General features: G+C 67.2%; 8 protein-coding genes and 2 riboswitches. Of the genes, 3 read left to right on the top strand and 5 right to left on the bottom strand.

The genetic code is table 11. From position 1 onward, the window contains the following. Positions 1-64 precede the first annotated feature (64 nt). The 3 genes from aptA (at position 65) to BAU06_RS02520 (ending at position 5,028) form a co-directional block, all read left to right on the top strand. Entirely contained in the window at positions 65-1,390 is a 1,326-nt protein-coding gene (aptA, locus tag BAU06_RS02530; protein ID WP_066343977.1) for an omega-aminotransferase AptA, read from the top strand. Between the two features lie 2 nt (positions 1,391-1,392). Then, positions 1,393-2,886, top strand: a complete 1,494-nt coding sequence (locus BAU06_RS02525; protein ID WP_066343976.1) for a CoA-acylating methylmalonate-semialdehyde dehydrogenase — start codon at positions 1,393-1,395, stop codon at positions 2,884-2,886. Between the two features lie 894 nt (positions 2,887-3,780). Continuing rightward, entirely contained in the window at positions 3,781-5,028 is a 1,248-nt protein-coding gene (locus BAU06_RS02520) for an IS256 family transposase (protein ID WP_066342657.1), read from the top strand. Positions 5,029-5,773: 745 nt separating this feature from the next. Here BAU06_RS02520 and gcvP read toward each other — a convergent pair. From gcvP to BAU06_RS02495, 5 genes are all read right to left on the bottom strand, one after another. Further along, entirely contained in the window at positions 5,774-8,647 is a 2,874-nt protein-coding gene (gcvP, locus tag BAU06_RS02515; RefSeq protein WP_066343974.1) for an aminomethyl-transferring glycine dehydrogenase, read from the bottom strand. A gap of 21 nt (positions 8,648-8,668) precedes the next feature. Beyond that, entirely contained in the window at positions 8,669-9,037 is a 369-nt protein-coding gene (gcvH, locus tag BAU06_RS02510) for a glycine cleavage system protein GcvH (RefSeq protein ID WP_066343972.1), read from the bottom strand. Positions 9,038-9,138: 101 nt separating this feature from the next. After that, a complete protein-coding gene (gene gcvT, locus BAU06_RS02505; protein ID WP_066343970.1) occupies positions 9,139-10,242 on the bottom strand; it encodes a glycine cleavage system aminomethyltransferase GcvT in 1,104 nt (367 codons plus the stop codon). Positions 10,243-10,318: 76 nt separating this feature from the next. Then, positions 10,319-10,432: riboswitch (glycine riboswitch) on the bottom strand. A 32-nt stretch (positions 10,433-10,464) separates the two neighbouring features. Continuing rightward, positions 10,465-10,562, bottom strand: a riboswitch (glycine riboswitch). Between the two features lie 23 nt (positions 10,563-10,585). Continuing rightward, positions 10,586-11,476 carry a ZIP family metal transporter gene (locus tag BAU06_RS02500; RefSeq protein WP_066343968.1) on the bottom strand — a complete coding sequence of 297 codons (891 nt, stop codon included), beginning with the start codon at positions 11,474-11,476 and terminating at the stop codon, positions 10,586-10,588. A 99-nt stretch (positions 11,477-11,575) separates the two neighbouring features. Continuing rightward, a complete protein-coding gene (locus tag BAU06_RS02495; RefSeq protein WP_066343966.1) occupies positions 11,576-12,772 on the bottom strand; it encodes a BaiN/RdsA family NAD(P)/FAD-dependent oxidoreductase in 1,197 nt (398 codons plus the stop codon). Between the last annotated feature and the right edge of the window lie 11 nt (positions 12,773-12,783).

The following is a 12,783-nucleotide window of genomic DNA, read 5'->3' as shown; positions in this document are numbered from 1 at the left end:
CGCCCGCGCATCGCATGGACCAGCACAGTGACCGGCGTCGGCCCTTTTTTCCTCCGGAGCCTCCATGAACGCGCCGCATACCCCTACCGATCTGTCCCATCTCTGGATGCCCTTCACCGCGAACCGCCAGTTCAAGGCCAATCCGCGCATGCTGGCGGCCGCCAAGGGCATGTACTACACCTCCGTGGACGGCCGCCAGATCCTGGACGGCACCTCGGGCCTGTGGTGCGTGAATGCCGGCCATTGCCGCGACGAGATCACCCAGGCGATCGCCCGGCAGGCAGGCGTCATGGACTACGCGCCCGGCTTCCAGCTGGGCCACCCGCTGGCGTTCCAGGCGGCCAGCGCCGTGGCGGGCCTGATGCCGGAGGGGCTGGACCGCATTTTCTTCACGAACTCGGGCTCGGAGTCCGTCGATACCGCGCTGAAGATCGCCCTGGCCTACCACCGGGCACGCGGCGAGGGGCAGCGCACCCGCCTGATCGGCCGCGAGCGCGGCTACCACGGCGTAGGCTTCGGCGGGATCTCGGTGGGCGGTATCTCGCCCAACCGCAAGACCTTCTCGGGCGCCCTGCTGCCCGCCGTGGACCACCTGCCCCATACGCACAACCTGGAACACAACGCCTTTTCCAAGGGCCAGCCGGCCTGGGGCGCGCACCTGGCCGACGAACTGGAACGCATCCTGGCGCTGCACGACCCGTCGACGGTGGCGGCCGTGATCGTGGAGCCGATGGCCGGCTCCACCGGCGTGCTGGTGCCGCCCAAGGGATATCTGGAGCGGCTGCGCGAGATCACCAGCAAGCACGGCATTCTGTTGATTTTCGACGAGGTGATCACCGGCTACGGCCGCCTGGGCTCGGCCACGGCCAGCGAGTTTTTCGGCGTCACGCCCGACCTCATCACCATGGCCAAGGGCATCAGCAATGCCGTGGTGCCCTGCGGCGCGGTGGCGGTCCGGCGCGCGGTGCACGACGCGATCGTGGAAAGCGGCCCGGCGGGCATCGAGTTCTTCCACGGCTATACGTACTCCGCCCACCCGCTGGCCTGCGCCGCGGTACTGGCCACCCTGGACATCTACCGCCGCGAGAACCTTTTCGCGCGCGCCCGCGAGCTGTCCCCGGCATTCGAGCGGGCCGCGCACGGCCTGAAGGGGGCCAAGCACGTGATCGACGTGCGCAACATAGGCCTGGTGGCGGGGATCGAGCTGGCGCCCCGTTCCGGCGCCCCCGGCGCGCGCGCCGGCGAGGTTTTCCAACGCTGCTTCGATACCGGCCTGCTGGTACGCTACACGGGCGACATCCTGGCGATATCGCCCCCGCTCATCATCGAGGAAAAACAAATCGATGAAATCTTCCAGACCATCGGCTCGGTGCTGAAGGAAATCGACTGACCATGACGACCATACATCACTACATCAACGGCCGGTCCTACGAAGGACGCAGCGGCCGCAACGGCGACGTTTTCAATCCCGCCCGCGGCGAGATCGCGGCGCATGTGCCGCTTGCCAGCGCCGAGGACGTGGACCTGGCGGTGGCGGCCGCCCGCGAGGCTTTCCCCGCCTGGTCCGAAACGGCGCCGCTGAAGCGCGCGCGCATCCTGTTCAACTTCAAGGCGCTGCTGGACAAGCACCAGGACGAGCTCGCCGAGCTGATCACGCGCGAGCACGGCAAAGTATTCTCGGACGCCAAGGGCGAGGTCACGCGCGGCATCGAGGTGGTCGAGTTCGCCTGCGGCATTCCGCATTTGCTGAAAGGCCAATACACGGAGCAGATCGGCGGCGGCATCGACAACTGGAGCATGCGGCAGCCGCTGGGCGTGGTGGCCGGCATCACGCCGTTCAATTTCCCGATGATGGTCCCGGCCTGGATGTTCCCGGTGGCCATCGCCTGCGGCAATACTTTCGTGCTGAAGCCGTCCGAACGCGATCCGTCCGCCTCGGTGCGCCTGGCGGAGCTGCTGACGGAAGCGGGCTTGCCGCCAGGGGTCTTTAACGTGGTGCACGGCGACAAGCAAGCCGTGGACGCGCTGATCGCGCATCCCGACGTGCAGGCGCTATCCTTCGTGGGTTCGACCCCCATCGCGCAATACATCTACGCGCAAGGCACGGCGCGCGGCAAGCGCGTGCAGGCATTGGGCGGCGCCAAGAACCATCTGGTGGTGATGCCCGACGCGGACATGGACCAGGTAACGGACGCGCTGATGGGCGCGGCCTACGGGTCCGCCGGCGAACGCTGCATGGCGATTTCCGTGGCGGTGGCGGTGGGCAGCGTGGCCGACACGCTGGTCGAACGGCTGGCACCGCGCGTACGTGCGCTAAAGGTGCTGGACGGCATGAATCCGCAGGCCGAGATGGGGCCGCTGGTGACTTCCCAGCATCGGAAGAAGGTACTCGGCTATATCGAAGACGGCGTGGCCGCGGGCGCCAAGATCGTGGTCGACGGACGCGAGCTGTCGGTGCCTGGCAACGAGAAAGGCTTCTTCCTGGGCGGGACGCTGTTCGATCACGTCAAGCCGACGATGAATATCTATCGCGAAGAAATCTTCGGGCCGGTGCTGTGCGTGGTGCGCGTTCCCGACTTCGCCTCCGCGGTCAAACTGATCAACGAACACGAGTTCGCCAACGGCGTATCCTGCTTCACCTCGGACGGCGGCGTGGCACGCGCCTTCGCGCGCCAGATCCAGGTCGGGATGGTGGGCATCAACGTGCCCATTCCGGTCCCCATGGCCTGGCATTCGTTCGGAGGATGGAAGCGCTCGCTGTTCGGCGATCATCATGCCTATGGCGAGGAAGGGGTGCGGTTCTATACGCGCTACAAGAGCGTGATGCAGCGTTGGCCGGACAGCATCGCCAAAGGCGCCGAATTCACGATGCCGGTGGCGAAGTAGGTCCGAGGCGCGGGGGGCGGTCTGTCGGCGGGCGGGGGGGCTTGCTGATGGACGGTTCAGGTGGCTGGTGCGGTTTTTTTGGCTGCTGTCGGGCGTTGGCTTGCTTATGCCGTCCGTCGGGGGAGATGCCTGTCGTGTCCGGCCCGCTCGGGCGGTCCAGGGCCTTCGCCCTGGACTTCCGCTTCGTCTTCCTCCTTCGGCGGCCGAAGGGGCGGTGGTGTTCTTGTGGCTTTTTTGCCCGGCCGTCCTACGTACGGAAGCCCTCGCGCGCCCTCGGACGGGCCGGCCCCGACAGGCATCTCCCCCGCCGGACTCACGGGGTGCCTTAGAGCCGGTCGCTGGGGCGGTCTTTGTTCTTGGCCCTTCGTGGGTCGCGTGTTCGGGGTAAGAAAGAGCTTCTGTTGCCCGTCGTTTTAGGGCCGCCCTGCGCGGCCCTAAAACGCCTACGCGGTCAGGGCATGCGGTGGTTGCCGGTAACGCCACGGTCGCAGGTAATGCGACGGTTGTCGTAATGGACGGTTGCTGGTGATGCGGCGGTTGCTGGCGATGCGGCGGTTGCTGGTGATGCCACGGTTGTTGGTAATGCAACGGTTGCAGCAAATGCCACGGTTGCTGGTAATGCGTAGGCCGGGGAATCAAAGTGGAATCTCGGCCCGCGCAGGGTGGGGGAGACAAAGCGGTGTGGCGGGCCGCCCGCCGGCCCGCCACACCGTAGCACCGTGCCTTGCCACGGGCATTGGGGATGGCCCGGCCGCGATTCGATAGGAAACGGTGCGTGCAATCGCGCTAGCGGCGCGTGGCACCTACGCCAGCATCCGCGGCATGCCACGGTGCCTACGGGGGAGTGTCAGGAATTTTGTGCTTGAGGCCTAACATGTCGAAAACGGAGCATGTATGGCAACCCGAAAGAAGAATCCCCCTAAAGAGCTGCCGGCGATTCCTGCCGAGTTGGTCGAGCAATTGGTCAAAGGGCCGATGACGGCCGAGGCGGTGCAGGACCTGTCGATGGCGTTCAAGAAGGCGTTGATCGAGCGGGCACTGGGCGCGGAGCTGGGTCATCACCTGGGTTACGCACCGGGCCAACGGTCTGAAACGGCAACGAACCGACGCAATGGCACGAGCTCGAAGACCGTGCTGACCGACGACGGGGCCATCTCGGTAGATGTGCCGCGCGATCGCGACGGCAGCTTCGCCCCGATCCTGATTCCCAAGCATGAGCGGCGCTTCACGGGGTTCGATGACAAGATCATCGCGATGTACGCGCGCGGCATGACAGTGCGCGAGATACAGGCGTTTCTTCTGGAGCAGTACGGCACTGAGGTATCGCCAGAGTTCATCAGCTCGGTGACCGATGCGGTGGTCGAGGAGGTTACAGCCTGGCAAACCCGCCCGCTGGAGACGATGTACCCGGTGGTGTTCTTCGATGCGCTGCGGGTGAAGATCCGCGAGGACGGCGTGGTCAGAAACAAGGCCGTGTATCTGGCCCTGGCCATCCTGGCCGACGGCACACGCGACGTGTTGGGCTTATGGATCGAGCAGACCGAAGGCGCCAAATTCTGGATGAAGGTCTTCAACGAGCTCAAGACTCGTGGCACGCAGGACATCCTGATTGCAGTCACCGACGGCCTGAAGGGCATGGAGCAGGCCTTAAACGCCGTATTCCCTGCCACGACGTTGCAGACCTGCATCGTGCATTTGATGCGCTCAAGCCTGGACTATGCCAGCTGGAAGGAGCGCCGTGCCGTGGCTGCTGCGCTCAGGCCCATCTACAGTGCGCCAACGGTGGAGGCCGCGCAAGCCGAGCTGGCACGCTTCGAACAGGGCCTGTGGGGACAGCGCTACGCGCCGATCGCGCAGGCTTGGCGCAGCGCCTGGGACCGCGTGATCCCGTTTTTTACCTTCCCGCCGGCGATCCGCAAGATCATCTATACCACCAACGCCATCGAGAGCATCAACGCCCAGCTGCGCCGGGCGGTCAAAACGCGCGGGCACTTCCCCTCCGACGAGGCGGCCACCAAGCTGCTGTGGCTGGTGCTACGTAATATCACCGGCACCTGGGGCAGTTCCACTCACGAGTGGAAGGCAGCCATGAACCAGTTTGCGATCATCTACGCAGAGCGCTTCACCAATCCATATCGCTGAAATATCATCACTGGGCTGGGGCTCTTATAGACCGGCCTTTAATGCCTCAAGCACAAAAATACTGACACACCCGCCTACGGTGTGGCGGGCCGGCTGGCGGCCCGCCACACCGACTTGTTTCTCCCCCCAATCTGCGCAGGCAACGCTTCCACTCCGGGCGCAGAACCATCGCAGGCGTGCACCCGCCGCAAGCCACCGCCGCGTAGCCGGTTCGGAGCCGCGCAGGGCGGCTCCGAACCGGCGGGCACCCGAAGATTCTTCTTATCAAGCGACAAACGCCCCACGAAGTGCCAAGCACACATACCGTCCCAGCGACCGACTCTAAGGCACCCCGTGAGTCCGGCGGGGGAGATGCCTGTCGGGGCCGGCCCGTCCGAGGGCGCGCGAGGGCTTCCGTACGTAGGACGGCCGGGCAAAAAAGGCGCAAGAAAAACACCGCCACTTCGGCCGCCGAAGGAGGAAGGCGAAGCGGCAGTCCAGGGCGAAGGCCCTGGACCGCCCGAGCGGGCCGGACACGACAGGCATCTCCACCGACGGACGGCATAAGCAAGCCAACGACGGACGGCATGAGCAAGCCAACGACGGACCACACGAGCAACACACCGACAGACGGCATGAGCAGCGAACACCCCAACCAACACCAGCCGACTAAAACGACATTGGCAACGCGCCCACCGGCATCGGCAAGATGCCCGTCGGATCACAGGCCCGGGACAGTTACTGCGCCGGGCCTGCCTGCAGCCCGTCAGGCATATGCTTCGATAGGCAAGCAGGAGCACACCAGGTTGCGATCGCCGTAGGCGTTGTCGACCCGTGCCACAGGCGGCCAGTACTTGCCGTCCTTCAGGGACTCCAGCGGATACGCCGCCTCGCGGCGCGTGTAGTCGTGGTGCCACTCGTCGGCCATCAACATCGCCGCCGTATGCGGCGCATTGCGCAGCACGTTGTCGTCACGATCCCGCTCGCCGCGTTCGATCAGTGCGATCTCCTGGCGTATCGCGATCATCGCATCGATGAAGCGGTCCAGTTCGCCCAGGCTTTCGGATTCCGTCGGCTCGACCATCAGGGTGCCCGCCACCGGGAAACTCATCGTCGGGGCATGGAAGCCGTAATCGATCAGGCGCTTGGCGATATCCTCGGCGGACACGCCGCTGCTGTCCTTCAGCGGCCGCACGTCCAGGATGCACTCGTGCGCCACCCGACCATTGCGGCCGCAGTACAGCACCGGGTAATGGTCGCGCAGCCGATGCGCGATGTAGTTGGCGTTCAGGATGGCCACTTCCGTGGCGCGCAGCAGCCCTTCGGCGCCCATCAGGGCAATGTACACGTAGGGGATCGGCAGGATCCCCGCCGAGCCGAATGGCGCGGCCGACACAGGTCCCACCTTCGTCCCTTCGGGCAGCTTGCCGCTTGCGTCCACCACACCGGGCAGATACGGCGCCAGGTGGCCGCGCACGGCGACCGGGCCCACGCCGGGGCCGCCGCCGCCATGCGGGATGCAGAAGGTCTTGTGCAGATTCAGGTGCGACACGTCGGAGCCGAACTTGCCCGGCTTCGCCAGCCCCACCATCGCGTTCATGTTGGCGCCATCCATGTACACCTGGCCGCCGGCCTCGTGCACGATGTCGCAGATCTCCGTGACCGCTTCCTCGAACACGCCGTGCGTCGACGGATAGGTGATCATCAAGGCGGCCAGGCGGTCGCCCACCTGCGCCACCTTGGCGCGCAGATCGGGGACATCCACGTTGCCGTTGCCATCGGACGCCACCACCACCACCTGCATGCCGGCCAGTTGCGCCGACGCCGGATTGGTGCCATGCGCGGACGACGGGATCAGGCAGACATTGCGCTGGTGCTGGCCGTTGGCCTGGTGATAGGCGCGGATCGCCAGCAGGCCGGCGTACTCGCCCTGCGCGCCGGAATTGGGCTGCAGGCTGATCGCGTCGTAGCCCGTGATCTCGCACAGCGCCGCCGACAGCTTTTCGATCAGGCCGCGGTAGCCTTCCGTCTGCGTGGCCGGCGCGAAGGGATGGATATGCGCGAACTCCGGCCACGTGATGGGGATCATCTCGGCCGTGGCGTTCAGCTTCATGGTGCACGAACCCAGCGGGATCATGCTGCGGTCCAGGGCCAGGTCCTTGTCCGCCAGCTTGCGCAAATAGCGCAGCATGTCGGTTTCGGACTGCACGCTGGAGAAAATGGGGTGCGCCAGGATTTCGCCCTGGCGCGCCACCGAAGCCGGAATGCCGCCGGCCGCGCGCTTGTCCAGCGCGTCGATATCCAGGCGGGCGGCCGGCTTGCCCAGCCCGCGGGCGAAGACGCCGGCCAGTTGCGCCAGGTCGGCGTCCGTCACCGTCTCGTCCAGCGACACCGCGACGTGCTCGCCGTCCACCGGGCGCAGATTGATGCGCGCCGCGTCGGCGGCGGCCAGTACCGCGGGCGTGGCGCCGCCGGTACGGACCAGCAGCGTATCGAAGAAGCTATCGTTGGCGACCTGGGCACCCAGCTCGCCCAGGGCCGCGCGCAGGATCGCCGTGGCGCGCTGCACCCGCTGCGCGATGCGGCGGATACCGGCGGGGCCGTGCCAGACGGCGTACATGCCGGCCATCACGGCCAGCAGCACCTGCGCCGTGCAGATGTTGGACGTGGCCTTCTCGCGGCGGATGTGCTGCTCGCGCGTCTGCAGGGCCAGGCGCAGCGCGTTGCCGCCCTGCGCGTCCTTGGACACGCCGACCAGGCGGCCGGGCATGTTGCGCTTGTAGGCGTCCTTGCAGGCCATGAAGCCGGCATGCGGGCCACCGAAGCCGAAGGGAACGCCGAAGCGCTGCGCCGAACCCACGGCGATGTCGGCGCCCCAGGTTCCCGGCGGGGCCAGCAGGGCCAGCGCCAGCAGGTCGGTCGCGCAGGCCACGACCGCGCCCTGGGCATGGGCCGCTTCGGCCAGCGCGCGATAGTCCGCCACCGCGCCCAGGCTGTGCGGATATTGCAGCAGCACGCCGAAGCACTCCGGCAGGCCGGCGGACTCGTCGCCGACGACGATCTCGATATCCAGGCCTTCGGCACGCGTGCGCACGACCTCGATCGTCTGCGGATGGCAGTGCCGCGAAACGAAGAACACATTGCTGCGCGAACTGGCGCCACGGCGCGCCAGCGTCATGGCTTCGGCCGCCGCCGTGCCTTCATCCAGCAGCGAGGCATTGGCGATGTCCAGGCCCGTCAGGTCCGCCACCATGGTCTGGTAGTTGAGCAGCGCCTCCAGCCGCCCCTGCGAGATCTCGGGCTGGTATGGCGTGTAGGCCGTGTACCAGGCCGGGTTCTCCAGGATGTTGCGCAGGATGACGTTGGGCGTATGCGTGCCGTAGTAACCCTGGCCGATGTAGCTGCGGTAGACCTGGTTGCCACTGGCGATGTCGCGCAATTCGGCAAGCACGTCCGGTTCGCTGCGCGCGGGCGGCAGCGCCAGCGGCGCGTTGGTGCGGATGCGCGGCGGCACCACCTGGCCGATCAGCTCGTCCAGGCTGGATACGCCCAGCACACGCAGCATGGCTGCCTGGTCGGCGTCCGAGGGGCCAATATGGCGGGGAATGAAATCGGTATGCGTGTCGAGGGGGCGCGACATGGTTTCTCTTGAAAAGTGGCCTTACAGGGCTTCGTAGCCGGCAGCGTCCAGCAGCTTGTCCAGATCGGAGGGGTTGTCGGGCTTGATCTTGAAAATCCAGGCGGTATAGGCCGAGCCGTTGATCTGCGCGGGGTCGGCTTCCAGCGCGTCGTTGAAGGCCACGACTTCGCCGGCCACCGGTGCATAGATGTCCGATGCGGCCTTGACCGATTCCACCACGCCGGCGGTATCGCCCGCGGCCAGCTTGGCGCCGACCTTGACGTCGCCGACGAAAACGAGATCGCCCAGTTGTTCCTGGGCCTGGTCGGTGATGCCGACGACGAAAACGTCGCCCTCGGCTTTCACCCATTCATGCGATTCGGTGTACTTGCGATCGGTAGGCAGGCTCATGGATGCAGCTCCTAAGAATTCAAAACCGTATGGAAGGATGGGTAGAGAAGGAATGCGCGCCCCGCCCATGCGCGGCGGGCGCCGGCACGGGCCTCGCCAGTTTACGGTTGTTCGACCGCTTTGCCGTGACGGACGAAGGGCAATTTGCACACGGTGGCGGGCACCCACTTGCCGCGGATATCGACTTCCACGGTATCGCCGGGGTTCACGCCCAGCGGCATGCGGGCGAAGGCGATGGACACGCCCAGCGTGGGCGACATCGTGCCGCTGGTGATTTCCCCATCCCCATGGGCCGTGCGCACCGCCATATGGGCGCGCATGACACCGCGTTCGTTCAGTTTCAGGCCCAGGAAGGCGGCGGGCGTCGCGTATTGTTCGATGGCGGCGCGGCCGATAAAGGCGCGCGCGGGATCCTTCAGCGAAACGGTCCAGCTGAGACCGGCCTGGGCGGGCTGGGTGACTTCATCCATGTCCTGGCCGTACAGGTTCATGCCGGCCTCCAGGCGCAGCGTGTCGCGCGCGCCCAGGCCGCAGGGGCGCACGCCCTGCGCGACCAGGTCGTTCCACAGGGCGAGCACCTGGGTGGCCGGCAGCACGATCTCGAAACCGTCCTCGCCGGTATAGCCGGTGCGGGCGACCAGGGTGTCGGGTTCGAAGCGCGCGGCCGTGAAGGCCGCCAGGGGCTCCGTCTCGGCCCGCCAGGCCGGCCGGGCGGCCCAGAGCCTGGCACGCGCGTTCGGACCCTGCACCGCGATCATGGACAGGTCGCGGCGCGGCGCGATGGAAACAGACAGGCGCGACGCGCTGGCGATGCGCTGCATCCAGGCCACGTCCTTGTCCGCGGTGGCCGCGTTGACCACGACGCGCCAGCGGTCCGCGGCGAAGAAATAGACGATCAGGTCGTCGATCACCCCGCCTTCCGGGTTGAGCATGCAGCTGTACAGGGCCTTGCCGGGCAGGGACGTCAGCTTGGCCACGTCATTGGCGATCAGGCGGCGCAGGAAAACCATGGCGTCCGCGCCGGTGACGTCGACGTTCAGCATGTGCGACACGTCGAACATGCCGGCGTCCTGGCGCACCGCATGGTGCTCTTCCAGCTGCGACCCGTAAGCCAGCGGCATATTCCATCCGCCGAAGTCGACCATGCGGGCGCCCGCGTCGATATGGGCTTGCGCCAGGGGGGTGTTCTTCAGGGGGTGGGACATGGAAAGCTCCGGACGGCGGCTGGGTAACGGAATAAATACCGGCCTGGATGCGGAAAGCGCCCCGGACCGGCTGTGTTTCCGCCCCTCTGTCCTTTTGCCTGAGAGTTGCCCCGCGTGGCGGGTTTGCACCTTCGGCGTCCGGGCGCATCGCGCGCTGCGCCGACGGCCGGATCTCTCCAGAGCGCTGTGTTCGCCCAGGGCGCCGTGCGGCGCGGCTGGGCAAGGCATGCTGCGGTATGGGTTGCCTGAGCGATTCCGGGCGAATTGCGCCTTCGGCGGCGGCGCGCCCTGGGGCGGCCGCTCTCTCCCGCACGATGCGTGACAGCGTCGCGAAGGATACAACTCAGGCCAGGGCGGTGTCCAGCAGCATCATGAGCACGAAGCCGATCATCAGGCCGCCGGTCGCATAGACCTCGTGCCCCTTGCGGTGCGACTCGGGAATGATTTCGTGGCTGATCACGAAGAGCATGGCGCCGGCGGCGAAGCCCAGCCCCCAGGGCAGCAGCACGGCCGACCACGCCATGACCGCCGCGCCCGCCAACGCCCCTATCGGCTCGATCAGGCCGGAAACCATGCCGAGCAGGACGGAAAAGCCGCGCCCATAGCCGGCCGCCAGCAGGGCCACGGCAATGACCAGGCCCTCCGGCACGTCCTGGATGGCGATGCCCGTGGCCAGGGCGCCGGCGCGCATGGTATCCGTCCCGCCGAAGGCCACCCCGATGGCCAATCCTTCCGGCAGGTTGTGCAGCATGACGGCGAAGACGAACAGCCAGGTGCGCTTGAGCATGCGGCCGTCGTGCCCTTCCCTGCCCTTGATGAAATGCTCGTGCGGGACGGTGTGTTCCAGCCACAACAAGGCGGCGGCGCCCAACAGGATGCCGGCGCCCACGGTCAGGCCGGCGCTCCAGGGCCCCGCGCCAAGGTTGCGCGCGGCCTCGATACCGGGCGCGACCAGGGAAAACGCGCTGGCGGCCAGCATCACGCCCGCGCCGAAGCCGAACATCGTGTCCTGTACCCGCTCCGACAGCCGTTGGGAGAACAGCACGGGCAAGGTGCCCGCCGCCGTCGCGCCCGCCGCGATCAGGCCGCCCAGCCAGGCGTCGGCAACCCGCGGATAGTCGTCGTGCAGCCCTACCCAGAGCCACCAGGCGCCCAGCCCCGCGATGCCCATTGCCACCAGCACCAGCGCCTTGCCGGTCCCCGCCTCGGCCAGCGAACGGATATGCGTATTCATGTTGCGTCCCTTTTCGTGTGGTGGCGCCTACAGCAAATAGCGCGCCACGACGGACAGCGGACGGTCAGTTTCGCCCACGCCCGGGACGCGGGCAAGTGGTCACAGCGCCCGGCCGCAGGCCACGCCGGAGGCCCAGGCCCACTGGAAGTTGTATCCACCCAGCCAGCCCGTTACATCGACGGCCTCGCCGATGAAATGCAGGCCAGGAACGGCCCGCGCCTGCATGCTCTTCTGGTCCAGGCCGCGCGTGTCGACGCCGCCGCGCATCACTTCGGCCTTCTTGTAGCCGGCCGTGCCGGTGGGCACGAGCGTCCAGGCGTGTATGCCTTGCGCCAGCGCGCGCAGCGTTTTGTCGGGGATGTCCGCCAGCCGTGCGCCGGCCAGCGGCTGGCCGCGCGGGTCGACGAGACCGTGCAGCCATTGCTCGGCCAGACGGCGCGGCCATAGCGCCGCCAGGGCGGTGCCCAGTTGCTGGCGGCCGCCGGACTTGGCCTGGATGAGTTCGTGCGCCAGGTCGCGGCCGCTGGCCAGGTCCAGGGACACCGGCTCGCCGGGATTCCAGTAGCTGGAGATCTGCAGGATGCCCGGGCCCGACAGGCCACGATGGGTGAACAACACATCTTCCAGGAACTCGCCGCGGCCGCTGCGCACCCCGGCCTCCAGCGCCACGCCGGACAAGGCGGCGAAGGGCGCCCATTGCGCGGCGTCGAAAGTCAGCGGGACCAGCGCCGGCCGCGGCTCTATGACCTTCAAGCCGAACTGCCGCGCCACCTTGAGCGCATAGTCGGTGGCACCCAGCTGGGGGATCGCCATGCCGCCGGTGGCCAGCACCAGCTTGGCCGCGCGCAGCACGCCGTGGCGGTCGGTGCGCAGCTCGAAGCCCTGGTCGGCCGAGCGGGCGATTTCGCTTACCGCGCAGGGCATGCGCCACTGCACGCGCCCCGCTTCGCACTCGGCGCGCAGCATCGAGATGATCGATTCGCTGGAGTCGTCGCAAAAGAGCTGGCCGCGGTGCTTCTCGTGCCAGGACACGCGGTGGCGACGCAGCAGCTCCAGGAAGTCGCGCGGCGTATAGCCGGCCAGCGCGGAGCGGCAGAAGTGCGGATTTTCCGAAAGGAAATTGGCGGGGCCGGTGCCCGTGTTGGTGAAATTGCAGCGGCCGCCGCCGGAAATGCGGATTTTCTCGGCCAGCCGCTCCGCGTGGTCGATCAGCACCACACGCAGGCCGCGCTGGCCGGCTACCGCGGCGCACATCATGCCCGCGGCGCCGGCGCCGATGATGGCGACGTCGAACATCCGCGCGGTGG

This window comes from Bordetella bronchialis, assembly GCF_001676705.1.
Classification (GTDB): domain Bacteria; phylum Pseudomonadota; class Gammaproteobacteria; order Burkholderiales; family Burkholderiaceae_B; genus Bordetella_C; species Bordetella_C bronchialis.
The sequence above is the reverse complement of the archived record's forward strand: the minus strand, read 5'-3'. Positions and strand labels throughout refer to the sequence as shown.

Bases quoted from the DNA above. Each gene is read 5' to 3' on its own strand.
- aptA (WP_066343977.1), top strand. From the start codon at position 65: ATGAACGCGCCGCATACCCCTACCGATCTGTCCCATCTCTGGATGCCC.
- BAU06_RS02525 (WP_066343976.1), top strand. From the start codon at position 1,393: ATGACGACCATACATCACTACATCAACGGCCGGTCCTACGAAGGACGC.
- BAU06_RS02520 (WP_066342657.1), top strand. From the start codon at position 3,781: ATGGCAACCCGAAAGAAGAATCCCCCTAAAGAGCTGCCGGCGATTCCT.
- gcvP (WP_066343974.1), bottom strand. From the start codon at position 8,647: ATGTCGCGCCCCCTCGACACGCATACCGATTTCATTCCCCGCCATATT.
- gcvH (WP_066343972.1), bottom strand. From the start codon at position 9,037: ATGAGCCTGCCTACCGATCGCAAGTACACCGAATCGCATGAATGGGTG.
- gcvT (WP_066343970.1), bottom strand. From the start codon at position 10,242: ATGTCCCACCCCCTGAAGAACACCCCCCTGGCGCAAGCCCATATCGAC.
- BAU06_RS02500 (WP_066343968.1), bottom strand. From the start codon at position 11,476: ATGAATACGCATATCCGTTCGCTGGCCGAGGCGGGGACCGGCAAGGCG.
- BAU06_RS02495 (WP_066343966.1), bottom strand. From the start codon at position 12,772: ATGTTCGACGTCGCCATCATCGGCGCCGGCGCCGCGGGCATGATGTGC.